General features: G+C 71.7%; 25 protein-coding genes and 1 riboswitch. Of the genes, 10 read left to right on the forward strand and 15 right to left on the reverse strand.

Translation table 11 applies throughout. The features are described from left to right. The first annotated feature begins 368 nt into the window (after window positions 1–368). The 8 genes from ada (at window position 369) to JN22_RS30535 (ending at window position 6,099) form a co-directional block, all read left to right on the forward strand. Window positions 369–1,523, forward strand: a complete 1,155-nt coding sequence (ada, locus tag JN22_RS30500) for a bifunctional DNA-binding transcriptional regulator/O6-methylguanine-DNA methyltransferase Ada (RefSeq protein WP_449658119.1) — start codon at window positions 369–371, stop codon at window positions 1,521–1,523. After that, entirely contained in the window at window positions 1,520–2,257 is a 738-nt protein-coding gene (locus tag JN22_RS30505; RefSeq protein ID WP_223677989.1) for a 2OG-Fe(II) oxygenase, read from the forward strand. Before ada ends, JN22_RS30505 begins: the two co-directional genes overlap by 4 nt. Before the next feature lie 178 nt (window positions 2,258–2,435). Next, on the forward strand, window positions 2,436–2,906 hold the full coding sequence (locus JN22_RS30510; RefSeq protein WP_085557681.1) for a hypothetical protein: 471 nt from the start codon (window positions 2,436–2,438) through the stop codon (window positions 2,904–2,906). A 50-nt stretch (window positions 2,907–2,956) separates the two neighbouring features. Beyond that, on the forward strand, window positions 2,957–3,412 hold the full coding sequence (locus JN22_RS30515) for a hypothetical protein (RefSeq protein ID WP_085557682.1): 456 nt from the start codon (window positions 2,957–2,959) through the stop codon (window positions 3,410–3,412). Between the two features lie 88 nt (window positions 3,413–3,500). Continuing rightward, window positions 3,501–4,004 carry a hypothetical protein gene (locus JN22_RS30520; protein ID WP_085557683.1) on the forward strand — a complete coding sequence of 168 codons (504 nt, stop codon included), beginning with the start codon at window positions 3,501–3,503 and terminating at the stop codon, window positions 4,002–4,004. Window positions 4,005–4,124: 120 nt separating this feature from the next. Further along, on the forward strand, window positions 4,125–4,835 hold the full coding sequence (locus JN22_RS30525) for a Crp/Fnr family transcriptional regulator (RefSeq protein WP_179166312.1): 711 nt from the start codon (window positions 4,125–4,127) through the stop codon (window positions 4,833–4,835). Window positions 4,836–4,953: 118 nt separating this feature from the next. Then, the gene (locus tag JN22_RS30530; protein ID WP_085557685.1) at window positions 4,954–5,205 is read left to right on the forward strand and encodes a hypothetical protein; all 252 of its coding nucleotides are present in this window, start codon (window positions 4,954–4,956) and stop codon (window positions 5,203–5,205) included. Between the two features lie 45 nt (window positions 5,206–5,250). After that, a complete protein-coding gene (locus JN22_RS30535; RefSeq protein ID WP_085557686.1) occupies window positions 5,251–6,099 on the forward strand; it encodes a hypothetical protein in 849 nt (282 codons plus the stop codon). 32 nt (window positions 6,100–6,131) lie between these two features. Here the strand turns inward: JN22_RS30535 and JN22_RS30540 are convergent, their stop codons facing one another. The 8 genes from JN22_RS30540 to JN22_RS30575 all read right to left on the reverse strand — a co-directional run bounded on the left by JN22_RS30540 (window position 6,132) and on the right by JN22_RS30575 (window position 16,329). Then, window positions 6,132–8,741 carry an SUMF1/EgtB/PvdO family nonheme iron enzyme gene (locus JN22_RS30540; protein ID WP_179166313.1) on the reverse strand — a complete coding sequence of 870 codons (2,610 nt, stop codon included), beginning with the start codon at window positions 8,739–8,741 and terminating at the stop codon, window positions 6,132–6,134. 220 nt (window positions 8,742–8,961) lie between these two features. Continuing rightward, entirely contained in the window at window positions 8,962–10,860 is a 1,899-nt protein-coding gene (locus tag JN22_RS30545) for an adenylate/guanylate cyclase domain-containing protein (RefSeq protein WP_085557688.1), read from the reverse strand. 1 nt (window position 10,861) lies between these two features. Then, entirely contained in the window at window positions 10,862–12,100 is a 1,239-nt protein-coding gene (locus tag JN22_RS30550) for a DUF4384 domain-containing protein (protein ID WP_085557689.1), read from the reverse strand. Window positions 12,101–12,338: 238 nt separating this feature from the next. Further along, window positions 12,339–12,680, reverse strand: coding sequence for a hypothetical protein (locus JN22_RS30555; protein ID WP_085557690.1), 342 nt, complete (start codon window positions 12,678–12,680; stop codon window positions 12,339–12,341). A 36-nt stretch (window positions 12,681–12,716) separates the two neighbouring features. Continuing rightward, window positions 12,717–13,505 carry an OmpA family protein gene (locus JN22_RS30560; protein WP_143268903.1) on the reverse strand — a complete coding sequence of 263 codons (789 nt, stop codon included), beginning with the start codon at window positions 13,503–13,505 and terminating at the stop codon, window positions 12,717–12,719. A 137-nt stretch (window positions 13,506–13,642) separates the two neighbouring features. Continuing rightward, window positions 13,643–15,244: a DUF4384 domain-containing protein gene (locus JN22_RS30565; RefSeq protein WP_085557692.1), complete on the reverse strand. Its 1,602-nt coding sequence runs from the start codon at window positions 15,242–15,244 to the stop codon at window positions 13,643–13,645. Between the two features lie 48 nt (window positions 15,245–15,292). Further along, a complete protein-coding gene (locus JN22_RS30570; RefSeq protein ID WP_085557693.1) occupies window positions 15,293–15,883 on the reverse strand; it encodes a DUF4399 domain-containing protein in 591 nt (196 codons plus the stop codon). A gap of 23 nt (window positions 15,884–15,906) precedes the next feature. Then, complete coding sequence (locus JN22_RS30575; protein ID WP_085557694.1) at window positions 15,907–16,329, reverse strand: DUF4399 domain-containing protein; 423 nt, start codon at window positions 16,327–16,329, stop codon at window positions 15,907–15,909. Between the two features lie 287 nt (window positions 16,330–16,616). Here JN22_RS30575 and JN22_RS30580 point away from each other — a divergent pair, with 287 nt between their 5' ends. Further along, window positions 16,617–18,047, forward strand: a complete 1,431-nt coding sequence (locus JN22_RS30580) for a mechanosensitive ion channel family protein (protein ID WP_085557695.1) — start codon at window positions 16,617–16,619, stop codon at window positions 18,045–18,047. Window positions 18,048–18,183: 136 nt separating this feature from the next. After that, window positions 18,184–18,387: a hypothetical protein gene (locus tag JN22_RS30585; protein WP_085557696.1), complete on the forward strand. Its 204-nt coding sequence runs from the start codon at window positions 18,184–18,186 to the stop codon at window positions 18,385–18,387. A gap of 277 nt (window positions 18,388–18,664) precedes the next feature. Here the strand turns inward: JN22_RS30585 and JN22_RS30590 are convergent, their stop codons facing one another. From JN22_RS30590 to JN22_RS30620, 7 genes are all read right to left on the reverse strand, one after another. Then, window positions 18,665–19,045, reverse strand: coding sequence for a hypothetical protein (locus JN22_RS30590; RefSeq protein ID WP_085557697.1), 381 nt, complete (start codon window positions 19,043–19,045; stop codon window positions 18,665–18,667). 85 nt (window positions 19,046–19,130) lie between these two features. Beyond that, complete coding sequence (locus JN22_RS30595) at window positions 19,131–19,601, reverse strand: hypothetical protein (protein ID WP_085554537.1); 471 nt, start codon at window positions 19,599–19,601, stop codon at window positions 19,131–19,133. A gap of 174 nt (window positions 19,602–19,775) precedes the next feature. Continuing rightward, the gene (locus JN22_RS30600; RefSeq protein ID WP_085557698.1) at window positions 19,776–20,660 is read right to left on the reverse strand and encodes an alpha/beta fold hydrolase; all 885 of its coding nucleotides are present in this window, start codon (window positions 20,658–20,660) and stop codon (window positions 19,776–19,778) included. 120 nt (window positions 20,661–20,780) lie between these two features. Next, the gene (locus tag JN22_RS30605; protein WP_085557699.1) at window positions 20,781–21,359 is read right to left on the reverse strand and encodes a manganese efflux pump MntP; all 579 of its coding nucleotides are present in this window, start codon (window positions 21,357–21,359) and stop codon (window positions 20,781–20,783) included. 91 nt (window positions 21,360–21,450) lie between these two features. Beyond that, window positions 21,451–21,565: riboswitch (yybP-ykoY riboswitch) on the reverse strand. 85 nt (window positions 21,566–21,650) lie between these two features. Continuing rightward, on the reverse strand, window positions 21,651–23,000 hold the full coding sequence (gene guaD / locus JN22_RS30610; protein ID WP_085557700.1) for a guanine deaminase: 1,350 nt from the start codon (window positions 22,998–23,000) through the stop codon (window positions 21,651–21,653). Between the two features lie 15 nt (window positions 23,001–23,015). Beyond that, entirely contained in the window at window positions 23,016–24,215 is a 1,200-nt protein-coding gene (locus JN22_RS30615; protein ID WP_085557701.1) for a urate hydroxylase PuuD, read from the reverse strand. A gap of 176 nt (window positions 24,216–24,391) precedes the next feature. Next, window positions 24,392–25,006, reverse strand: coding sequence for a TetR/AcrR family transcriptional regulator (locus JN22_RS30620; RefSeq protein ID WP_223677990.1), 615 nt, complete (start codon window positions 25,004–25,006; stop codon window positions 24,392–24,394). Between the last annotated feature and the right edge of the window lie 223 nt (window positions 25,007–25,229).

Here is a 25,229-nt window from a genome sequence, read left to right on the forward strand (position 1 = left end):
CGCTTCCGGCCTTCTTTCCATTGCGAATGATTTTCTCGGCACGCCTTTCGCTGATAACCGGCGGAACGGCGACAACTCTCGCGCAAAAAACCGCAAGTCCCCGCGCGGGACATTTTGTCGCGCCACCCACCTTGGCCGGTCGCCGGCGCAACGGTTTGGAATCCGAGGATAAGGCGGCTTCAGGAATAGGAAAAAGGAATTTGTTCGATGCCTTCCATCGGTCAATCCGATGGATAAGCCCGCCCCCGCTTCCGGCGCGCGCCCATCACGCGTATGATCGGGCCGGGAATTCGAAAGCAAGCGCCGGAGTGCGAGGCCCCGGACGGGCCGCTACACCGATGGACGACACGTCATCGAGGAAGCGACCGATGAGCATCGCCATGGAACGACAGATGGAACGCCGCAAGACCACCCGGACGGAGATGGGGCCGGACATGATGGCGCCAAGCATGGAGGCCGACCCGCGCTGGCGCGCCCTGCGGGAACGCGACCCGGCCTTCGACGGACGGTTTGTCTATTCGGTGCGGACGACCGGAGTCTATTGCCGCCCCTCCTGCGCCTCGCGCCCGGCCCGGCCGGAGAACGTCGCCTTCCACGCCGGCCCGGCGGAGGCGGAGGCCGCCGGCTTCCGGCCCTGCCAGCGCTGCCGCCCGAACGAGGCGCCGCTGGCGGCCCGGCAGGCCGCCCTGGTCGCCGACGCCTGCCGGGCGATCGAGACGGCCGAGGAAATGCCGTCGCTCGACACGCTGGCGGCCACGGTGGGCTTGAGCCCGCACCATTTCCACCGCCTGTTCAAGGCCACCACAGGCCTGACGCCGCGCGCCTACGGCGCCGCCCACCGCAGCCGGAAGATCCGCGACCAGCTCGCCAGCGGCCGGGGCAGCGTGACCGAGGCCATCTACGACGCCGGCTTCAACGCCAGCAGCCGCTTCTACGCGACGTCCAACGCCGTGCTCGGCATGACCCCGACCGCCTTCCGCGCCGGTGGCGCCGATGCCGACATCCGCTTCGCCATCGGCGACTGCTCGCTCGGCGCCATCCTGGTCGCCAGCAGCGGCAAGGGGGTGTGCGCCATTCTGCTCGGCGAGGATCCCGATGCGCTCGCCCGCGACCTCCAGGACCGCTTCCCCAAGGCCAACCTGATCGGCGGCGACGCCGGCTTCGAGGCGCTGGTCGCGGCGGCGGTCGGTCTGGTCGAGGCGCCGGCGCTCGGCCACGACCTGCCGCTCGACGTGCGCGGCACGGCTTTCCAGCAGCGGGTTTGGCAGGCGCTGCGCGCCATCCCCGCCGGCGAGACCGTCAGCTACGCCGAACTGGCCCGCGCCATCGGCGCGCCGACGTCGGTGCGGGCGGTCGCCTCGGCCTGCGGCGCCAACCCGCTCGCGGTGGCGATCCCCTGCCACCGCGTGGTGCGGACCGACGGAACTCTGTCCGGCTACCGCTGGGGCGTCGAGCGCAAGCGCGTCCTGCTCGACCGGGAGGCCAGGGTCGAGCTGGCCGGCGTCCGGGACGGGCAACCGTGAGCGCCCCGCCCGGGCGCCCGGCGGCGGAACGGGTGGCGGAACGGGTCGGGGCCCACGACTGGGACAGCGTGGCCTCCGAACTGGACGGCGGCGGCAGCGCCATGCTGAAGGGGGTGCTGACGGTTGCGGAATGCCAGGGCATCGCCGCCCTCTACCCGCAGGAGGAGCCGTTCCGCAGCCGGGTCGTCATGGCCCGCCACGGTTTCGGCCGGGGCGAATACCGTTACTTCCGCTACCCGCTGCCCGATCTGGTGGACAATCTCCGCGACGCGCTCTACCCGCGTCTGGCGCCGCTCGCCAACGCATGGAACGAGCGGCTGGGCGAGGCGGCGCGCTTTCCGGCGCGCCACGCCGACTTCCTGGCGCTCTGCCACGCCGCCGGCCAGAGCCGCCCGACGCCGTTGCTGCTCCAGTACCGGGCCGGCGACCACAATTGCCTGCATCAGGACCTCTACGGCGAACTGGTCTTCCCCCTCCAGGTGGCGGTGCTGCTGTCGGAGCCGGATCGGGACTTCACCGGCGGCGAATTCGTGCTGACCGAGCAGCGGCCGCGCATGCAGAGCCGGGTGGAGGTCGTGCCGCTGCGGCAGGGCGACGCCGTGCTGTTCGCCGTGCGCCACCGACCAGTGCGGGGGACGCGCGGGGATTACCGGGTCAACCTGCGCCACGGGGTCAGCCGGCTCCGCTCCGGTCTGCGGCACACGCTCGGCATCATCTTCCACGACGCGGTCTGAAAAGGCGGGCTGAGCGTTCCGCGCCGGTTTGTGGCGCGGCTCACAGCGGGGGATCCGGGGTGGGGGTAGTGTCCGGTCATCGAGACGGTGACAGGGCAGACGGCCAGGACGGCCAGCCACCGCCGGCCTCGCCTCCCTCCTCCCCGCCCCTCCTCCCCACCATGAAGGAAGACGCGCCATGATCCGCACCGCCCTGTTCGCCGGCTTCGCCACCGTCGCCCTGCTGTCGGCCCCGGCCTTCGCCCAGAACGTCAGCTCGATCTCGAACACCGCGGCCGGCGTCGGCAATGTGGCCTTGCAGTCGGCGATGACCCGGCAGGCGACCGGCGGCAGCATCCTCGGCACCGCCAACACGGCCGACGTCAGCAACATGGCCGCCGGCGTCGGCAACGTCGCCCGCCAGGACGTCACCGTGATGCAGGGCGGCCCCGGCCGCATCCTCGGCGCCCCGGTGGTCGGCGGCGGCTCCAACACCGCCTTCGTCGGCAACACGGCGGCCGGCATCGGCAACCGCGCCTCGCAGAGCGCGCTGGTCCAGCAGTTCGGCAGCCGCGGCCCGATCCCCGGCGGCAACCTCGGCAACGTCCAGAACCTGTCGGCCGGCATCGGCAATTTCGCCGGGCAGCAGGCCCGCATCGGCCAGCGCTGAAACCGGTCCGCAACGCCTTGCCGCCCCCCTTTGCCGAGGAGATCGTTCCCATGATCCGCACCATCCTGCTCAGCGGCTTCGCCGTCGCCCTGCTTTCCGCCCCCGCCATGGCCGACAATGTGCCGGTGCGTCCCGGCGCCTTCCCCGGGTTCGGCGGGCTGGCCTCCACCAACGTCGGGACCTCGACCAACACGGCGGCCGGCATCGGCAACAACGCTCAGCAGCGGGTGATGACGATGCAGGGCACGCCCGGCGGCGGTCTGGCCGGCGGCGGTCTGGTCAACCCGCTGGTCAGCACCAACGTCGGCGTGGCGACCAACACGGCGGCCGGCATCGGCAACAGCGCCCAGCAGCGCGTTCTCGGCATGCAGGGCAACGGCGTGCAGGTCGGGCTGAACATGACGGGGCGCGGGCCGTTGGTCAGCACCAACGTCGATCTGGCCACCAACGTGGCGGCCGGTCTCGGCAACGTCGCCGGCCAGCGGGGTCTGGCCCGGCAGCGCTGAGGCGATCATCCCATCGGGTTGGCCGGCAACGCGGAGGCGCTGCCGGCCGGCTCCGTTCTCCGCATCCCCGGAACGAGAGGGGAAACCGATGCCGAACGCCACGCTGTCCTTGCTGCTTCTGCTCGGCGCCGTCGCCGCGCTCCAGCCCACCCCGTCGCAGGCCGCCTCCACGGTGTGCCGCACGGTCAACGGCCGCAGCGTCTGCTCGCAAAGCGGCGAGGCGCTGAGCTGCCAGACCGTCAACGGCAAGACCCAGTGCCTGAGCGGGTCGGGAACCATGCGCTGCGACACCGTCAACGGCAAGACGAGCTGCTCGTCCTCGCCGGAGTCCGCGCGCGTCCCGCCTTCCGCGCTGGGACCGCTGCCGCCGGAGCCGGCCCTGCCGGACGAGGATTTGGACGGGGCGGAGGGGCTGCCGGCCCTGCCGCCCGGTTCGGGTGAGTGGAGCGGCTGGGGTGGCGGCCCCGTCGCCAGCCCCGTCGCCAGCCCCGTCGCCAGCCCCGTCGCCAGCCCCGTCGCCGTCGAGCGGACCGCTCATGGATTGCGCGTGCGCACCGGCACGCTCGATCTGCGGCTCGGCTCCCCGCGCTGATTTTTCCGCGAAAGGAGGGCCGGCGGAACGGTGAAGTACCGCCATTGGCGGCCCCGGCCCGGCGGCGGGGGCGATGCTAGGATGTTCCCTTCAAAACCCGATGGTCCAGAGAGGTCGGCCATGACCGTGAGCCGGATCGCGTTCGACAAGGAACTCGTCCTCGCCGGGCATTTCCTCCTCAAGCATCTCCAGCGCGAGGACCTGCACCGGCTCGCCGCCGGGGCGCGGCTGACCTACCATCCCAGGAACGCGGTGATCTTCCAGAAGGGCGATCCCGGCAGCAGCATGATGGCGGTGGTGCGCGGGCGGGTGAAGATCTGCTCCCACTCGCTGGACGGCAAGGAGCTGGTGCTGAGCATCGTCAACCGCGGCGGGGTGTTCGGCGAGATCGCCCTGCTCGACGGCGAGCCGCGCACCGCCGACGCGGTGGCGCTGGAGGAAACCGACCTGCTGGTGCTCGACCGCACCCAGTTCCTGCCCTTCCTGACGGCGCGGCCCGAGGTGGCCATGCGCCTGCTCGGCGTGCTGTGCAAGCGGCTGCGCCAGACCAGCGAGCATCTGGAGGACACGCTGTTCCTGGAGGCCTCGTCGCGCTTCGCCCGCGCGCTCGGCCGGCTGGCCGACGGCTTCGGCCGTCCGGTTCCGGAGGGGTTGCAGCTCGACATCAAGCTGTCGCAGCAGCAGCTCGGCTGCCTCGTCGGCGTGTCGCGGGAGAGCGTCAACAAGCTGCTGAACGAGTGGCAGCGCAACGGCGTCATCCGGCTGGACGCCGGCCGCATCACCATCCTCGACCGCGAGGCGCTGGAGGATCTGGGCGAGAGCTGCGTCTGAGGGACGATGCGGGGGCGACTGTGGCCCCCGTCACAGCGGCGGGATGCGGACGGCGTTAGGCTTCCTTCCATGCGGTGATCGTCACCGCGTCCGGGAGACAGCCCCAGGGAGACCGCCGATGTCCAAGCGTCCGACCTCCGACACCGCCTGCGGCACCGACGCGCCGCTCCCCCGCTGGAGCGCCGCCGACCGTTTCTTCGCCGATCTCGGCGTCCATGACAGCGCCTATGTGAAGCCGGTCCTGCTGGACGGCCGCAAGGCGGTCGCCGTGCACGCGGCGGACGGCCGGCTGCTCGACCACTTCTCCAGCGTCGAACTGGCCTCCGCCATCCTTCGCCAGGAGGATCTCGAACCGCTGCGCGTCCATTGAGCTTTTCCCGCCCCCCTCCTTCAACCGTCCTCCAGGGAGATTTCCATGCGGCGCGTCGGCTTTCTGCACGGCATTGCGGGGCTTCTGCTGACGGCCACGGCGGCCGGCGCGGTAGTGGACGGGGAGGCGCGCGCCCAGGACATGGGCGGCATCGGCTTCGGGCCGGCCGGGGTCAGCGCCGCGAACCTCGCCCAGGCCTTCGCGCAGCCGGCGCGCCAGCCGGTCTTCGCCTCGGCGCGGCGCGGGACGCCGGCCGGCGCCATGGTGACGAATCCGGGCAAGAGCCGGAAGGAATTCCACCAGCAGCTCATCGCCAAGACGCGCGGCGACGCCGGTTTCCTGGCCGGCTTCAGCCAGGGCCAGGCGCTGGCGCCCAGCCGCAACCCGCCGCCGTCCTTCGAGCCGAGCGTGACCTTCATCGACGCACCCTTCATCGTGAACAACATCAACAGCGCGCTGAACATCGCCATCGGCGAGGGCAACTCCACCGACCAGGGCGTGGTGACCGGCGGCGAGGGCGTGATCCTCGACCCCGGTGCCGGAAGGGCGGCTCCGGAGGCTGCGGCCCCGGTGGCTACGGCACCGGTGGCGGCGGCCGACCCGGCCCTCCCCCGCCCGCGCAACCGGCAGAAGGGCGCCGACGGTCCCAGGATGCCGAAGCTGCCGGAGGTGCCGCCGGTGGCGACGCAGGAGATGCCGAAGGTCCCGACCCTGCCGGGCACCGCCCCGTCGGGCCAGCCCGACGCGATGATGACCACGCTGGGCCCGCTGCCCTACCTGCCCTTCGCCATGAAGAACGGCGGCGTGCAATTCAACAACGCCAACAGCGCCGTCAACATCGCGTCCGGCACCGGCAACTTCGCCGGACAGCGGGTCAAGTCGGTGCAGCGGTGAGGGGGGTGGAGAGGCAGCGCCTGCACAGCCATTCAATTCAGATCGCGGGCGATGCGGAACCCGTTGTTGAGGTAGCGGACGTCCTGGTCGTAGAGGTTGCGGACGGTGTCGGTGATGTCGGTCAGCGTGTTGCGCCAGGAACCGCCGCGCAGCACCCGCTTGCGGCAGTCGCCGCGCTGCCAGGCGCTGCCGTCGGCCGGCGCCCCGGCGTAGTCCTTGTTCCAGCAGTCGGCGACCCATTCCGCGACGCCGCCGTTCATGTCGTGCAGCCCGAAGGGGTTCGGCTTGAAGCTGCCGGCCGAGGCCGGGGTCAGCGGCTCCTGCGGGCCGCCGCAATTCTGGCAGTTGGCGAAGATGCCCTTGTCGCCGCCCCACCAGTAGAGGCCGCTGGTGCCGCCGCGCGCGGCGTACTCCCATTCGGCCTCGCTGGGCAGGCGGTAGCGCTGGCCGGTCTTCTGGCTCAGCCACTTCACGTAGGCCTGGGCGTCCTCCCAGCTGATGTTGTAGACGGGCGTGCCGTCGTTGGCGTTGGTCATGCGCGGCATGTTCGAGCAGCCGCCGCCCTGGACGCAGGCCCGCCATTCGCCGACCAGCACCTCGTAGGCGCTCACCGCGAAGGGCTTGGCGAGGGTGACGCGGTGCACCGGCCGTTCCGACGGGTCGCCCTTGTCGTTGCCCATCATGAAGGAGCCGGCCGGCAGCCGGACCATCACCGGGCAGGTGTCGCAGTCCTGGAAGCTGTTGCCGGCGCCGTGGTTGCGCGCCCCGCCGTTCGATGGAGCGGCGGGTTGGGGGTTGGGTTGGGACGCCGTGGTTTGCGGTGGTTGAGGGGCCGGTGGCTGGAAGGTCTGCGGCTGGGCCTGCTGCGGTTGCGGGGGCTTCGGCGGCGGCAGGGCGGCGACCGCCGCCGGGGCGGGCGTCCCGCCCGATCCGCCGCCCGATCCGCCGCCGCCGCTGTTGCCGGAGAGCGCGGGCTGCTCGGAAGCGCGCGCGTTGCCGCGCAGCTGGTCGATCCGCTGGCGCGCCGCCGCCGCGAAGGTGCCGTTGCCGAACAGGCGCAGATACGCCTCGATCTCGTTGACGTTGTTGCTGGTCCGCACCCGCTGCCACACCGTCTCCTCGGCGTTGGCGGCGAGCGGCGGAGTACCGGGCTCGGCGATCTCCACCGAGACCGTCCCGCGCGACACGCCGCCGCGCCCGTCGTCGGCGGTGAAGGCGAAGGCGCCGGCCGGACCGGGCGCCGCCCCCGACGGCTCGAAGACCAGGCCGGTCAGCACCTCGGTCGTCAGGATCTCGCCGGGGCGGATCATGCGGTCGCCGCTCACCACATGGCCGCGCTCGGGCACGGCGGTGACGGTGATGGTCAGCGGATCGCCGTCGGGATCGACCGGCGCCTCGATCCGCAGCGGGTTGGGCGTCGCCATCACCCGCTTTTCGGAGATCAGCACCGGCGGCCGGTTGCTCGGCCGGATGGTGATGGGGACAAAGCCGCGCACGTTGCCGCCGCGCCCGTCCATCACCACGAACTCGAAGCCGCCGGCGTCGCCGCGCAGGCTGGCGTCGGGCTTGAAGCTGGTCGCGGCGAGCTGCTCCACCGTCAGGTAGTCGCCGATCAGCACGCTGCGCTCGCCGATGCGGATGGTGCCGCCGCGCGGCAGGCCGGTGACGCGGGCGAAGAGCTGGTCGTCGTCGGGGTCGGTCGGCTGGCTGATGCGCAGCGGCTCCGGGTCGGCGCGGTCGGCGACGGTGATCGGCCGCGTCTCGGCCAGCAGCGGCGGCCGGTTGGGCGGGCGCGGGTTGAAATAGAAGGGGGTGGCGCCGAGCGACCCGTAGATGAAGGGATCCTGGCGGCCGTCGGTCGCCTGCTTGACCGTGTCGCGGACGTTGCGGAAGAACAGGCTCAGCTCCAGCCCCGGCGTCGCCAGATGCTGGAGCAGGGCCGCGGTGTACGGGCTGTGCTCGCCGGTGCCGTCCTCGGCGAGCTGATCGGCGCGGGTCGCCATGGCGACCAGCGTGTCGCTCGGGGTGTCGTCGACCCGGCCGAAGCCGGGATGCGCCTGGGTCTTGTTGGTGCCGGTGCGGGTCAGCCGGTCGACGAAGGGGTTGTTGCGGCAGGCGTCGAGAATCATGATGCCGAGCTTGCGCGCCTGCGCCAGCTCGCCGAGCGGCAGGTTCAGCGGCACCGCCTCGTAGACGAGGTCGCGCTCGCGCTCCAGCTGGGCGTCGGCCGGAATCAGGTAGTTGGTGCCGGCGACCTGGATGCCGTGCCCGGCGTAGAACAGCACGGCCACGTCGGCCTGCGAGGCGCGGATGCCGAAGGCGCGCAGCGCCATGCTGAAGCCGCGGTTGTCGAGGTCGTACTGCTCCTCGACGGTGAAATCCAGCCCGCGCAGCGTCTCGGCCATGGCGCGGGCGTCGTTGCGCGGGTTGATCAGTTCCGGCGCGTGCTGGTACGTGTTGACGCCGATGACCAGGGCGATGCGCTTCTCGGCCGCCGGTTGGGGAGTGGGCGGGCCGGCCGCCCGCGCGGTCGCGGCCAGCAGCATGGCCGCGATCAGCATGGCTATCCAGACGGACATGGTCGGCAGCGCGGCCGGCAGCGCGGGCACGGCGGACCAGCGCCGCTTCCACCGTCCTCCCATCGTATCGCCTCCTTGCATCGCGGCGAAGCCCACGCCGCTGCGGCGTGTCGGGGCATCCGGCGACCGGTTTTGGGATGAGTGCGGAGCATTTTATTGATCGGATGGAGGTCTGCCAAGCCGCTCGATCAGCCTAACCCGTATAACGGAAAGGCCGCACCCTCCATTGGGGCACCCCGTTTGGACAGGATGGAAGATGTGATGCAGAACAGCCGCGTTTGCGTCACAGGATGGTCTTTCCCGATTCTTCGGGTTCCGCCGCCGCCTGTCCGGTCTCGTCTTCGGCGTCGTCGATGACCAGCCAGATGCGGACGGTCCTGGATTTCCCCTTCAGCGCAACCTCGCCGACCGGCAGCACGGCGATCCTGCCGCGCACCGCCTGACAGGTCGGGTCGCCGATGATGATCCGGCAATGCGGGGAGGAGCGGGCGCCGACCGTCTTGGCGTGGCTTTCCAGCCGGGCCGCCGTGTTGGCGGTGTCGCCGAGCAGCGAGTATTCCATGTGCCGCAGCCCGCCCATGCTGCCGGCGACCAGCGGGCCGGTGTGGATGCCGACGCGCACGCCGACCGGCGGCAACCCCTCCTCGCGCCAGCGCTGGTTCAGCGTCGCCAGTTCGCGCCCCATCTGCACGGCGCAGCGCACCGCCCGCTCGGCGTCGGCGTCGATCTGCGCCTGGGTGGTGCGGGCGACCGGCACGCCGAACACCGCCAGGATGGCGTCGCCGACGAAGCGCAGCACCACCCCGTCATGGGCGGCGACGATGCGCACCATCGCGTCGAGGTAGCCCTCCAGCCAGCGGATCAGCGGCTCCGGCTCCAGCGCCTCGCAGACGGTGGTGAAGCCCTCGATGTCGGAGAAGAGGACCGTGGCGGTAAGCTGCTGCGGGCGTGGCCGGCTGCCGGCCATGAAGGTGGCGCGCTCGCGCCAGATCTCGTCGGCGACCGGCTGCGAGACGTGGTTGGCGAACAGACGCATCAGCACGCGGCGGTCGGCCCGCGCGCGCAGCGACAGGTGCGCGGCCATCGCCGCCGTACCGCCGATCCAGGCCATCGACGGCGCCATCAGCGGCACCAGCGGCCCACCCTGGGCGAACAGCAGCGAGCCGCCGGCCCACAGCGCCGCGAGCGGCAGCAGGCCGACCGCCGCCAGCAGCCCCGGCGACAGGCCGGTCAGCGCCAGCCCGACCCCGGCGGCGGCGAGCGCCAGCGCCAGCGCCGCCTCGGCCGCCAGCGGCAGGCGCGGGCTGGCCCGGCCGTCGAGCATCTGGGCCAGCACCTGCGCCTCGACGACCAGTCCGGGGGTGGCGGCGCCGGCCAGCGCCAGGGGCGTGCGGTGGCGGTCGATGCCGTTCAGCACGGTGCCGATCAGCACGATGCGCCCGGCCAGCCAGTCGGCCGGCAGCAGCGCCACCATTTCCGCCGGGTAGGCGGCAAAGGGCGGCTCGTCCGGCGTCGGGCCCACGCGCCAGTCGATGCGGAAGGGCTGGTCGGGCACCGTGGCCCCGGCAAGGGCGGCGAGGCCGGCCGGCAGGCTGGGCTCGCCGCCCTCGCCGCGCGGCACATGCCAGCGCACCGTCGCGTCGAGCGGATCCTTGGCGAGGTTGGCGTGGCCGTGCCGCATGCCGTCGAGGAAGTTGCCGAGGTAGCGGCGCTGCGCCTCCGTCAGCGGGGTCTGGGCCAGCGCGGTGATCGCCACCACGGGCACGCGGGCGTCGAGGATGCGGCGGCGCAGCCGCTCATCCAGCGCGGGGATGGTCGGCTGGTCGAACAGGATGTCGATGCCGATGGCGCGGACGCGGGCGGCCTCCAGCCGGCCGATCAGGTCGGCGAGGAAGCCGCGGTCGATCGGCGAGCGGCAGACCAGCGTGGCGAAGCTGTCCTCGCCCAGCGTCACCAGCGCCACGCCGGGGTGCGGCGGCTGCGGTGGCGCCAGATGGGCGATCTGGAGATCGCTGAAGGTCTCGTCGGCCGAGCGCAGCGGCGGCACCAGATGGGTCAGTCCGACCGCCAGCGCCGCGACGGCGCCGGCGAGCAGGGCCGCCCGCCACGGCGCGACACGGCCGTCCCCGCCGGACGCGGTTCCGGAATCCTCCCCGGATTCCTTCCCCCCAGATCCCCCCATGTCAGCGCACCCGCAGGATGACCTGGGTCATGACCACCTCGGTGTCGCGCATCCCGTTCAGCGCGCGGTCGAGCTGCGCCACCGTCTCGGCGCTCATCGGGCGGAAGGCGTCGGCCCGGCCGGGCAGATCGCCGCCCAGGTCGTGGTCGGCGGCGACGCAGCGCACCTCCATGTCGCCGGCGCTCTCGCCGGCCAGCAGAGGCAGCGGCATGCGGTCGCCCGGCATGGTCAGCGGCGTGTCGGCGGAGAGCTGGGCGCTGGTCCCGGCTCCGGGCGGGAAAAAGGGGATGAGCTGGCCGCGCGTGTTGCGCAGGTAGCAGTAGACATGGGCGTCGCGGTTGGCCTGGAGCACCAGCCGGAACGGGTCGCCCGGCCGGTAGCTCGCCGCCGGCCCGCGGTCGGCGGCCAGATAGATGTCCAGCGGCACCACCGCGTCGCGCAGCGGGGCCAGCAGTGCCGCCGCCTGCCGGGCGCAGCCGGCGCCGGCCAGCCGCAGGGCCAGCGCCGCGCCGTTGGTCGCGCCGGGGGCGGCGGACATGGCGCCGAGGGTGCGGAAGCGCAGCGTGTGGCGCGGCGTGCCGTCGGGGCCGCTGACGCGGAACTCGGCGCCGTCGCTCAGCGTCAGCTCGCTCGGCCAGGGGGCCGGGGCGTCGCCGGTCCAGGCCACCGTCGTGGATGTCTCGCGCCCATTGGCGGCCAGTGAGATTTTGGCCAGGGCGGGATCCTGCGGCCGGGTCAGGCTCGGGCGCCCGCCAGCCGGGATGCAGTAGGTGCCGTCGATGCCGGGGTCGATGGCGAAGGCGCGCTCCGCCGCCTTGTTCAGCGGCGAGCCGAGCGAGCGGGCGGCGCCGAGGTCGGTCTGGACGAAGCGCTCGCCGCCCAGCAGCCCGCCGAGCGCCGGGCGGGCGCCCTGGGCGCCCAGGGCGCCTTGGTCCTGGGCGCTGTCGCGCAGGCTGTCGAACGGCCCGGCGTAGGGACCCTTGAGGCGCAGCGTCCGCCCGCTGGCGAACAGCAGCATGACGCCGGCCCCTTCCGGGACCGTCACCGACGCGCCATCGGCGACGACCTGCCCCAGCTTGTAGCCGGGGGCGGTGGAGGCGACGACCACCGCCTCGGCCGCCCGTGCGGCGGGAGCGGAAAGCGTCGCGGTCAGGGCGGTGGCGAGGGCGACGACCGCACCGGCGCACAGCCGGCCGGCCGGATGGGCGGCGCCAAGGCGGAATGCGGGACGGCGGATCATGGCGGGGACCTCATTCGCAAACGGACAGAGGAGGTGACCAGGGGCGTCAATGAGCCGAGAGGGGGGTGGTGTGGTCGACGGCGCAGCGCGGTCCTTTGACGACCGCCATCCTGTTCGTCATGGCAGGGCCCGACCCGGCCATCCACGCGCAAGCGTCTTGTCGTGATTTGCGGTCGTGGATGCCCGGCCCACGGCCGGGCATGACGCATCATGGGGCGACGCGCGTCATGTTCGACCGTCACTCATGCCCGCCGAGCAGGCAGGCGGTGCGCGCCTGGGTCGTCACCGACACCGTGCCGTCGGCGTCGCCCGTCCGGCGGAAGCGCATGCCGTTCAACTGGCTGGCGATGCTCAGCGAGACGATGGCGAGGTCGGCCTCGTCGATGATCTTGCGGCCGTCCTGCCAGCATTGCACGCGCACCTTGCCCTTCGGCACGCCGACATCGACGCCGCCGGAGGCGGCTCCGACCTTCTTGCCGTCGCCCTTCCGGACGAGCGTCGCGTCGGCGTCTCCGGACAGGGCGAGAAGTGGGAGCAGCAGCAGACCGGCCGCCGCAACACAGGACAACAGGCGTCTCATGGCGACCTCCGAAGGGTTGGGTGGGGGCGGCCCGGATCAGCGGGCCGGCTTGAACTCGACGCGGCGGTTGCGGCCGTCGTAGGGGTCGGGCATCACCGGCTCGGCCGGGCCCTTGCCGGCCACGGCGATGCGCTGCGGGTCGATGTGGTGCATGCGGACCAGATACTCGCCGACCGCCACGGCGCGGCGCTGCGACAGGGTCTGGTTGTAGGCGGCGCTGCCGACCGCATCGGTGTGGCCCTCGACCACCAGCACGAGACTGCTGTCCTGCGCCATCAACCCGCCGACCGCGTCGATGTAGGGCTGGAACTCGCGCGGGATCTCGGCCGAGTTGAAGGCGAAGTTGATGCGGAAGCCGAAGGCGTTCGGCGCCGCCGGTTCCGGCGGGGGCGGCGGCTCGGGCAATGCCGCCTGCTGGCGCGCGTCGGGGGGCGCCGCCTGGCGGTCGGCCGGCTCGGGCTGCGGCTGCGGCGGCGCCTTGGCGACGGGGCGCGGCGGCGCCTTGGGCGGCGCCGCTTTCGCGGGCGCGGGCGTAGAGGCGGAGTCCGGGGCGGTCGCGGCGTCCGAGGGGTAGTTGGCCTGCTCGGTCGGGCGCTGGCGCTGGGCGGCGCCGTTGGCGACGCCGCCCATGATCTCGATGCTGCGGGTGCGCGGCTTGGGCGCCACCACCTCGCGCAGCTCGTCGACGGTCGGCGGCCGGTCGAACATCAGGACGCTCGACGAACCGCTGCCCTCCATGGTCTGGGCCAGCGCCGGCCCGGCGCAGGCGATCGCGAGGGCCGGAAGAACGAGGCGGGCCAAGGCCCTCCGGATGTGCGTCGACATGGCAATCTCCCAAGGAAGGAAGGGGTTCGGCGAGAGCGCCTTCTGTTGCATCCGCCGTCTGTTGCTCCATTTCTAGCACCGCCCCCGGCGGCCTTCTGTGAGCCGGGCCACAGAAGGCCGCCGATGGCCTTGCAGCCTCACTCGCGCAGGGCGACCGGCCCCGGCAGCACCTGGATGCCCATCCGCTTCGACCGCGCGGCGCCGCCGGACGCGCCGGCGAAGGCCTCCAGCACGTTGTCCAGCGTGGCGCCGGGAATCGGTTGCAGATCCTCGGTCTTGAAGCGGTCGGGCAGCCGCACGCCCATCTCGTCGCGCGTCGCCACGCAGGCGATGGCCTCCTGGTCGCCGACCCGGTCCATCCGCAGGTTGAAGGGCTTCTGGTTGCCCGGCGGGATCTCGACCTGCCGGTTGGCCTCGACGAAGGCGTCGGGCTGGAAGCGGTTGGGGTAGATGCGGGCGACCGTCCCGCCCGTGTCCTGGTAGTAGCAGTAGACGAAGCCGTCGGCGGTCGGCGACACCCGCACCACCAGCGGCTCGCCCAGCCGGTAGCGCGGCTTCGGCCCGCGGTCGGACGAGAGGGCGAGATCCGGGCCGGCCCCGGCCGGCGCCGGCGGCGCGTGCGGCAACCCTTCGCCGCCGGCGTTGCTGACCGCCTGGAGCCGCTCCGGCGCCACCTGCTGGCGGCCGGACGGCTGGCCGAGCATGCGCTGGTAGAGGTCGAAGTCGATGCGCCCGGTGGCGATCAGGTCATGGTCGGCCTGATAGCGCGACACGGCGGCCCGCGTCTGCTCGTTCAGTTCGCCGGTGACGGCGCCGTCGTAATAGCCGTCGGCGGCCAGCGTGCGCTGGACGAAGGTGACGCGCTGGGCCGCCGGCATGCCGTCGAACCAGTCGCGCGCCTGCCCCATGAAGGCCGGGTTGGTCTGGTCGATGCCCAGGCATTGCCAATAGGGAGTGCGCGTCAGCTTGCCCAGCACCTCGATGGTGCTGAGCTCCACCAGCGTGCGGACCGCCTGGTGCAGCCCCTCCGACTTGTTGAAGGAGACGTTGAAGGTCAGGCCGGCCTTGCCGATCAAAGCACCGCCGTCGGCCCCCTTGCCCGAGGTCAGCACGGCCAGCGAGTTGCTCGACGACATGCCGGGGATGATCTGGCGGGTCACCAGCTCGCCGACGTTGAGGTCGACCGAGATCATCGACGCCACCTGGTCGGCCGAAACGCCGAGGTCGAACTTCGGCAGCGAGATGCCGGCGCCCGCCGACTCGCTGACCACGTTGTCGTCGAGCTGGGTGATGGCGCCGCGGATGTAATAGGAGGGCGCGCGGAAGTTGGGCTGCACGCCGATCATCCAGTACAGCGCGTTGACGTCGTCGAGCGCCGGCTCGAAATCGACGAAGCGGAAGGCGTTGGAGCGTTCCGACATGCGGCTGACGGCGGTGATCAGCATGTCCTTGGTGCCGCCGGCGACACGGCCGGTGGCGTCGGGGATGCCGTTGCTGGTGATGTAGATGTCGTGCTTGCCGTGGGCGGCCATCAGCCCGTCCATGCAGCGCAACGCCTCGCTGAAGCTGCTGATGGTGCGGACGGCCGGCGTCTTGGGCTGCTGCACGACGGACACCTTCTCGCCGGCGGTGAAGCAGCCGGCCAGCGGCAGCGCCAGCAGCAGGGCCGCCAGCGCGGCGCATCGGCCCGCCGCGCGTCGGCCGGACGGCGGAACGGACTCCTTGCCTGAAACTCCCATGCCTGCGGTCTCCATGCTGCTGCGGAACGGCGGGATCGGATGGTGGATTCAGCGCGCCGAGACCTGCGCGCCGCGCTTGCCCTGGACGGTGATGGTGATGACCTTCGAGACGATCGGCGGGTCGTGGGGGACGTGGTTGGAATCCGCCAGGACCAGTTGCAGCGTGTGCCGGCCGGGCGGCAGCTCCAGATAGGTTTCGGTCTGGCCGGCGCCGAAATGGAGGTGCTGCTTGTCGTTGGGGATCGGCTCGTCGAACTTGGTCAGCGGGGTGTCGATCAGCAGATGATGATGGCCGGTGTTGTCGCGGGTCACGCCGGCCGGGGCGACGCCGAAGTTGCGCAGCCCGAACCACACCTTGAAGCGCGGGCCGACGACCATCCCGTCGTTCGGCCAGCCGATGTAGAGGTGGGCGTCCTTGCGTCCGGCGGCCCGCCCGGTCAAGGGGGAGTCGACCGGGGCCGGGCCGGGCGCGTCGGCCTCGGGCGAGACGGCGCCGTGGTCGTGGCCGCCCGGCTGGCCTGCCGGTTGCTGACCGGCGGGCTGCTGTCCCGACGCGGCCCCGGCGGCGAGAAGGAAGCCGGCCGTCACGGCGGCGGCCAGAAGCGTGCGTGCCGGCATCGTATGCATGGGCGTGGTCATGCGGTCCTCCCCTGTGCGGGACGTTACCGAACCGTGATGGTGATCTTCTGCGACATCACCGGCGGGTTGTGCGGGATATGGTCGGCGTCGCCGAGGACCATCTGAAGCGTGTGCCTGCCGGGCGGCAGCTCCAGCCGGACCTCGGTCTGGCCGCCGCCGAAATGCAGGTGCTGCCGGTCGTTGGGGATCGGTTCCTCGGGGTTGCCGAGGTCGGTGTCGACCAGCAGGTGATGGTGCCCGGTCCGCTCCCGGCGGATGCCGGCCGGCGCCACTCCCATGTTCTGAAGGCCCATGCGGACCCACAGCTTGCCGCCGTTGATCACGCTGCCGTCGTAGGGCCACATGATGTAGGCGCGGGCACCCTCCGGCGCGGCCTCGCGCTGGGCCGCCGCCGGAATCGGCACCAGCAGCACGGCGCCGAGCAGGAACGCCAAGGATCGAGGCATGTGCAGCCCTCCCCCATTTTTTCGATTGTGTCCGGTATCGGCCATCTTATGCCCGGAGGGGGCGCGATCCTCCCGCGTCATTCACGGTAATACCGGAAGGGGGAAGGCCCCTCCTTTTCCGGGACCGTCCCGCCCCATCCGGCCGCCGCGGGCTCCGATCCCCCCCTCTTCTTTGGGACGGATGACCTTCCCGATGATCGCCGTTGTTGACGGCGCGCGCGTGCCCGAGCATGCGATGCGTGGCTTTCGCCTCTTCCCATCATACAAGACAGGAAATGCCCGCAACCATGAACGCCGTCCGGCGCCTCCTTGCCCCGTTGGCCCTGCTGGCCCTGCTGGCCGCCGCGGTGCTGCACCGGCCCTGGCTGCACGCCCGCCTGGAGCCGCTGGGCGGGCCGGCGGTGAGCAACGGCTTCGACATGGCGGTCGCGGCGGCGGCATGGCTGGCCTTCGCCTGGGCGGGGTCGCGGGCGCTCGACCTGCTGGCGACCGGCAATGGCCGCGCGAACGGACGTCCGGGCGGCAGGCCGCCGCCCATCCCGCGCCTGCTGAGCGACCTGCTGCGCGCCCTGCTCTACGTCGCGGCGCTGGTGGCGATCCTGGCCTTCGTGCTGGAGCAGCCGGTGACCGGGCTGCTGGCGACCTCCGGCGTGATGATCGCGGTGCTCGGCTTCGCGCTGCGCAACATGATCGCCGACATCTTCTCGGGCATCGCGCTCAACATCGAGCATCCCTACCGCATCGGCGACTGGATCGAGCTGGCGCCCGGCGTCTCCGGCCGGGTGGACGAGATCAACTGGCGCGCCACCCGGCTGATCACGGCGGACGGCGCCGCCCTGATCGTGCCCAACGGCATCGTCGCCGGCAGCCGCTTCGTCAATTTCAGCCGGCCGGAGCCGCGCTTCCGCGCCGCCATCCCGATCTTGCTCGACCACGACGTCCCGGCGGCCCGTGCCAAGCGGGTGCTGCTGTCGGCGCTGCTCTGCGCCGACGGCGTGCTGGCGACGCCGCGTCCGGACGTGGTCATCGACAGCTTCAGCCCCAACGGCGTCGGCTACCAGGCGCGCTTCTGGCTGGACGACTACGAGCGGCTGTCGGCGGTGCGCGACGCGGTGGCGACGGTGATCCTGGAGCATCTGGGCCGCGCCGGCATCGAGCTGGCCCGGCCCAAGCAGGAGCTGCGGACCCACCGCCCGGCCAAGCCGGTGCCCGGCGCGCTGCGGCGCAGTCTGCTGCGCCAACTCGACCTGTTCGCCGCCTTCGACGAGGCCGAGGTGGCGGAACTGGGGCAGGCGATGCGGCGCCACCACATCCCGGCCGGCGGGGTGGCGGTGCGCCAGGGCGAGGCCGGGGAATCGCTGTTCGTCATCGCCGAGGGGGTGTTCGACGTCACGCTCGACCAGGGCCGGCACGCCGTCCATCTCGACCGGCTGCGGCCCGGCGACCTGTTCGGCGAGATGTCGCTGCTGACCGGCCAGCCGCGCAGCGCCTCGGTCGTCGCCTGCACCGACGCGGTGGTGTTCGAACTGGACAAGGGGCACCTCGACCCGGTGCTGCGGCGCCGGCCGGAGCTGGCGCGGCAGCTCGCCGAGCTGATGGCCAACCGCCAGCTTCACAACGACGCCGAGCGCGACCGGCTGGGGCGTGACGGCGCCGGGCAGTCGCTGGCCGCCTCGCAGGATCTGCTGGCCCGTCTTCGCGGTTTCTTCAAACTTTGAGCGGAAAATGCCGGCGGGTGTGAAGCGGACGACAGGCGGCGGGCGGCGGCACGGGCATGATGCCCCCACGTTTCCCACCCACCCGGCCCCGCCGAACCCGGCCTCAACCGTCCGGTCCATCCGCTGGAGCAACGCCATGGCCCCCTCCGTCACCCGTGCCCTGCAAGCGATCAAGCGCCATGGCGTCGCCCCGGAACAGCTCGACCGCGCCATCCTGGCGGCGATCAACGTGACGCTGTGCCTGGCCTCCAACGGCAACGACCGGGTGGCCGAGGGCTTCAATCACGACATCGCGTCCAACGGCAGCGGCTTCGCCGCCATGGCCGGGTTGGCGGCATGAGCCGGCGGCCGGTCCGGGAGGGGGCGGCCAGAAAGGAACGGACGCACGGGACATGAAGGAACGGAACACGAAAGAGCCGCCACCGGGCGGCTTTTTTCATGCCCGCGTCCCGCGCGTCCGCACATCTTTCGAGAGTCGAGCGGAGCGGCATCCGTCATGCCCGCCCTTGGGCCGGGCATCCACGGCCGCAAATCATGCGAAAGAGCCCGCAGGTGGATGATCGGGCCAAACCCGTCATGACGGATGAAGAAGAACCGATCGAAGACCGCACGTCCGCTCAGCGCTGCGCCTTCAGCAGGGCCTTCAGGTCGGCGAGGCCGTCCTTGGCCTTGGCCGTCCGCGCGTCGGGTTGGGGGCCGAGCATGAACTGCATCATCCGCTCGTCGCGCGTCATCGTGGCCTTGGCCGCTCCGGGCGTCCCCGCCGGTGCCGCCGCACCCATCGGTACCGCCGCTCCGGGCAGCGCGCCGCGCTGCGCCGCCGTGTCCGCCGCCGGCCGCTCGTTGCGCTTGGCCAGCCGCTCGGCCAACAGCGCGACGTTCTGCGCCGACAGCGCCACGCCGCCCGACTGCACGTCGAAGGCGAAGGCGGAGGACGTGGCGACGGGGGCGGCACCCAGCACGGCGATCAGCATGACGACTTGAACGGCGCGGCGCATGGGAGCGGACCTTTCGCGAAAAGGGCCGGTCCGCCGCGTGACGGACCGGCTGAGGCGGGAGGAGGCAGGATGGGGCGGGGAGTGCTCAGCGCTGCTGGAGGAGGGCGCGCTGCCCGGCGAAATTGCCGATGCCGGCCGAGAGGTTCTGGACGTTGCCGAGGTTGCCGCCGGGGATCGGGCCGCGGCTGCCGAACTGCTGGACCAGCGCGCTCTGCGAGGCGCGGTTGCCGATGCCGGCCGCCGTATTGCCGACGAAGGCGGTGTTGGAGCCGCCGCCGAGCACCGGGGCGCCGAGGATGCGGCCGGGGCCGCCCTGCATCACGGTGACGCCCTGGCGGGCGACGTTGCCGACGCCGGCGGCCATGTTGCTGACGTCGGCCGTGTTGGCGGTGCCGAGGATGCTGCCGCCGGTCGCCTGCCGGGTCATCGCCGACTGAAGCGCCACATTGCCGACGCCGGCCGCGGTGTTGGAGATCGTGCTGCTGTTCTGGGCGAAGGCCGGGGCCGACAGCAGGGCGACGGTGGCGAAGCCGGAGAGCAGGGCGGTGCGGATCATGGCGCGTCTTCCTTCATGGTAGGGAGGAGGGAGGCGAGGCCGGCGGTGGCTGGCCGTCCTGGCCGTCTGCCCTGTCACCGTCTCGATGACCGGACACTAACCCCGCCCCGGATCCCCCGCTGTGAGCCGCGCCACAATCGCCGACTCTTTCGCCGCCGGCCTCTTCCCGGCCCTCTATTCCTCCCCGAAGAAGGCGAGCAGCGCGTCCGCCGTCTCCTCCGGCCGTTCCTCCGGCAGGAAATGGCCGGCGGGGAGCGCCGCCCCCTGGACGGCTGGGGCGTAGCGGCGCCAGATCGCCAGCGGGTCGGGGTAGAGGCGGCCGACCGTGCTGCGCGAGCCCCACAGCGCCAGCGCCGGACAGGTCACGACCCGGCCGGCGTCGCGGTCGATGCGGTCATGGGCGAGATCGATGCCGGCGGCGGCGCGGTAATCCTCGCACATGGCGTGGACGGCGACCGGGTCGCGGAACGCCTCGCGGTAGGCGGCGACCGCCTCCTCGCTGAAGGCGTCCGCCGCCGACCCCCAGGAGCCCAGGGTGCGTCGCAGGTAATAGTCGGGATCCAGCCCGATCATGTGCTCGGGCAGGCCGTTGGGCTGGATCAGGAAGAACCAATGGAAATAGGCGGTGGCCATCGCCTGGTCGGCGCGCTCGAACACCTCGACGGTCGGGATGATGTCGAGGAAGGCGACGCTCTCCACCGCGTCCGGATGGTCGAGCGTCAGCCGGTGCGCCACGCGGGCGCCACGGTCGTGCCCGGCGAGCCGGAAGCGGTCGAAGCCCAGCGCCGCCATCACCTCCACCTGATCGCGGGCGGTGCTGCGCTTGCAGTAGGTCAGGTGCTCCGGATCGCCCGGCGGCTTGGAGGAGCGCCCGTAACCGCGCAGGTCGGTGGCGACAACGGTGAAGCGCCGCGCCAGCCGGGGGGCAACCCGGTGCCACATCACATGGGACTGCGGGAAGCCGTGGAGAAGCAGCAGGGGCGGCCCCGCCCCGCCGATCCGCGCCTGGATCTCCACGCCCGTGACGCTGACGCGCCGTTCCGTGAATCCCTCGAACATCGTTGCCCCCCGTTGCGTCCAGAAGCCCGATCGGCCTCCATCATCGGACGCAACCCCATCCCGGGCAACGGGTTCCAACGGGATTTTCGGGGGGTCCAGATCCCGGCCGGTGCCTCCCTTTCAACCGATCGTGTGTTCGAACAGGATCTTGGCGCCGATGCCGATCAGCACCAGCCCGCCGGCCAGCTCGGCCCAGCGGCCGAGGCGGCTGCCGGCGGCGCGGCCGATCAGGACGCCGCCGAAGGCGACCGCGAAGGTCACGGCGCCGATCAGCGCCGCCGTGGTCACCATGTCGACGTCCACCATCGCGAGGCCGGCGCCGACCGCCGCCGCGTCGATGCTGGTGGCGACCGCCGTGGTCAGCAGGGCGAGCCATTCGCTGCGTCCCGAGCGGACCGGACCGCAATCGGACTCCTCGTCCTCCTCGGAATCGAGGATGGCGTTGCGGATCATCGCGCCGCCGACGGCGAGCAGCAGGCCGAAGGCGATCCAATGATCGACCGCCTCGACGAGGCTGGCGAAGGCGATGCCCACCGCCCAGCCGATCAGCGGCATGGCGCACTGCGCGACGCCGAAGGCCATGCCGACCCGCATCGCCTCGGGCAGGCCGGGACGGCGCGAGCAGGCGCCGCGGCTGAGGGCGGCGGCGAAGGAATCCATGGACAGGCTGAAGGCTAGGGCCAGGGAGGTCCCGAACATCGACGAATCCTCGGCCAAGCGGATTTCAGTGGATACAGGCGGACTCCGGCTGGCCTGCGGAGATGCCCGTTCCACTGGTCTCGCCTGGCTGGTCCGAAGACGGCTGTCCGCGCCATGGCGGTTCGGCGCACCCGCCGGAACCGTCCAAGTCTGTTGACGCGAACCCCTCCAACGCCGGAGGGTGGCTACTCCCCAATGACGCGCAAACTCCTAACGGCGCCGGAAGCCGGGGTCAAGAATTTTGCGCCCCGCGATCCCGCACTGCGGCATCCTGTCCGGCCCGATGCGCCATCAGCCAATCCGGCGGTGCGCGACCCGGCCGCGCAGGTATGTCGCCGCCACCGCGCGGTCGTCGCCCAGCGTCATCAGAACGAACAGTTCCTCCTCCAGGTCGCCGTCCACCGTCGTCATGCGATGTCGCATAGCCGGGGTGGCGCGCGAGTCCAGAACCACCAGATCGGCCCAGCGCCCCGGCTCCAGCGTGCCGATCTCCGACTCCAGGCCCAGCGCCGCCGCGTTGCCGCGCGTCATCAGGTCGAAGGCGGCGAGCGCCGGCAGGTTCTGGCGGTTCAGTTGCAGGACCTTGTAGGCCTCCCCCGCCGTGCGCAGCATGGAATAGCTGGTGCCGCCGCCGACGTCGGTCGCCAGCGCCATCCGCACCGGCCGGTCGCTCCGGGCCAGCGCCGCCCGGTCGAACAGCCCGCTGCCGATGAACAGGTTGGAGGTCGGGCAGAAGACGGCGACCGATCCCGTCTCCGACAGCCGGCCCATCTCGGCATCCGACAGGTGGATGCAATGGCCGAACAGCGAGGTCGGCCCGAGCAGCCCGAAGCGGTCGTACACGTCGGTGTAGTCGCGGGCGGCGGGAAACAGCCGGCGGACGGTGGCGATCTCCTCGGCGTTCTCCGACAGGTGGGTCTGCATGTGGACGCCCGCATGCTCGCGCAGCAGGGTGCCCGCCGCCTCCAGCTGCGCCTCGGTCGAGGTGATGGCGAAGCGCGGCGTCACCGCGTAGCGCTGGCGCCCGTGGCCGTGCCAGCGCGCGATCAGCGCCTTGCTGTCGGCGTAGCCGCTCTCGGCCGTGTCGGTCAGGGCGGCCGGGGCGTGGCGGTCCATCATCACCTTGCCGGCGATCAGGCCGGCGCCGCGCCGCTCGGCCTCGGCGAACAGGGCGTCGACCGATTGCGGGTGGACCGAGCCGTAGGCGACCGCGGTCGTCGTGCCGTTGCGCAAAAGCTCGTCGAGGAAGAAGGCCGCCCCCGCCGCCGCGTGGGCCGGGTCGGCGTATCTCTGCTCCTCGATGAAGGTGTATTTCTCCAGCCAGTCGAGCAGCCGCGCCCCGTAGGAGGCGATGACCTGGGTCTGCGGGAAATGGATGTGGGTGTCGATGAAGCCGGGCAGGATCAGCCCGTCCGGGTGATGCGCGACCGTGGCGCCCTCCGGCAGCCGGCCGCGCAGGTCGGCGTGTTCGCCGACGGCGGCGATCCGCCCGTCCTCGACCAGCACCAGCCCGTCCTCGATGAGCCGGTAACTGCCGGCGTCGCCCGGCCCGTCGGGCGCGCGACGGAAGCTGAGCAGGCGGCCACGGATCGCGGCGGCCGTGCCGGTGGCCGTGGCGGCGGTGGCGGCGGTGTCTGTCATAGTGCGGTGGTCCCGTCAGCGCGTGGCGTCGCCCGACCATGCGGCCAGGATGGCGCGCTCGTCCGGTGTGATCTGCGTGATGTTGGCCGGCGGCATGGCCCGGCTCAAGCCCGCCTGCAAGCGGATCTCCGTCGCATGGCGGCGGATCGCCGCCTCGCCGTCCAGCACCACCCCGCGCGGCGGCGTGGCGATGCCCTCCCAGACCGGCTCGGCGGCGTGGCACATGCTGCAACGGGACAGCACGATTTCCTCGACCTGGGTGAAGCTGATCTTGGTCGGAAGCGCGGCGGCCGTCCCCCCCGCCGGCAGGGCGGGGCCGAAGCTGCTCAGCCACGCCGCCGCCAGCATCCCGGCGGCGGCCACCCCCCAGGTCCACCAGGGCGATCCCTTGCCGGCGTGCTGGCTGTTGAAGAAATGACGGATCGAGGCGCCGACCACCAGCACCAGCGCCACCATCACCCAGTTGAAGCGGGTCGAGGTGACCAGCGGGTAATGGTTGGCGATCATCAGGAAGACCACCGGCAGGGTCAGGTAGTTGTTGTGCAGCGAGCGCTGCTTGGCCTGACGGCCCAGCGCCGGGTCGGGGGTCTCGCCGCGCAGCATGGCGGCGACGGTCTTGCGCTGGTTGGGGATGATCAGCAGGAAGACGTTGGCCGCCATCATGGTCGCCATCAGCGCGCCCATCTGGAGCATGGCGCCGCGCCCGCTGAAGACCCGCGTCATCGCCCAGGCGGTCGCCACCAGCAGGACGAAGCCCGCCGCCGCCAGCGCCGCGTCGTTGCGGCCGAGCGGCGACTTGCACATCCGGTCATAGGCGACCCAGCCCAGGGCCAGCGCGCCGACGCTGGCAGCGATCGCCTGCCACGGCGCCAGCGCCATGACGTCCTGGTCGATCAGGAACAGGTCGGCGCCCCGGTAGTAGAGCACGCACATCAGGAAGAAGCCGCTGATCCAGGTGGCGTAGGATTCCCACTTGAACCAGGTCAGATCCTCCGGCAACTGCGGCGGGGCGACCATGTACTTGGTCATGTGGTAGAAGCCGCCGCCATGGATCTGCCAGGCGTCGCCCGCCGTGCCGGCCGGCGCCCCCGCCCGCTTGCGCAGCGAGGCGTCGAGATGGATGAAGTAGAAGGACGACCCGATCCAGGCGATCGCGGTGATGACGTGCAGCCACCGCGCCACGGCGTTGATCCACTCCCACAGGATGGGTTCCATCGCAGACACTCTCTCCCCTTCTCACCGCCCGCCGGGCGGGCAGCCGGCCCGGATGGCTGGTTGAACGGAGTCTAAAGCCATCGCGGCGCCTTGGGAAACCGGGCGCGCGTTCCCAACAGCTTCAAAGAATGGCGAAGAATGCGCGGGCGGCCGGACGCTCCCGAAACCCTCGCCGCCTAGGCGCGCGGGCGCAAGCCGTCCAGCAGCAGCCCGATCGACTGGCGCGCGATCGCCTCCACGTCGAGGTCGCCGTCGGGGCGGTACCAGCGGGCGATCCAGCTCAGGGCGCCCGACAGGGTGAAGGCGGCGATCTTCGGGTCGCAGGGCGCGATCGAGCCCTCCGCCACGCCGCGCTCGATCAGGGTGCGGAACTTCAGATCGATGCGGCGCTTCAGGGCGCGCATGGTGCACCGGCTCTCGCCCGTCAGCGGCTCCTCGCCGACGCGGATCACGCACATGCCGAAATCGGCGGTGACGATGCCGACATAGGTGGTCATCACCGCGACCAGCTCGTCGTACGCGCTGCCGCCATGACCGATGACCTCGTTCGAGGCCGAATCGAGCAGTTCCAGCCCGATCCGCACGCACTCGAACAGGATTTCCTCCTTGTTCTTCACGTAATAGTAGATGGTGGGCTTGGTGACGTTCAACCGACGAGCGATATCGTCCAGCGAGGTGGCGTAGTAGCCCATCTCGTTGAACGCCTGCGCCGCCGTCCGCAGGACGGCGATGCGCTTTTCCTCGCGCTCGTTCCGCCGGTCCGTCGGTGTCTTCCACGGCGATTCCGACATGCTGCTCCGGCTCCCCTGCCCCATCGCCCTTCCTTCCCACCTCGCGGCTCCGCTGTCCAGACCCGTCCGCACCGAAAGCGGATGCGGCAATGAGCCGTCCGGCGCATTGTTCGCGTGACCCGCTTGTTCTCAACTCTACTTTCAAGTAACCTATATTCCAACAAGTAGATCAAGAAGGCCGGCCTCCGCGCTCCGGTGCCGGTCCACAGGCAAGAACCGGGAG

Origin of the sequence: Azospirillum agricola, assembly GCF_020005195.1 — a bacterium.
In the GTDB taxonomy this organism is placed as follows: Bacteria; Pseudomonadota; Alphaproteobacteria; order Azospirillales; family Azospirillaceae; genus Azospirillum; species Azospirillum agricola.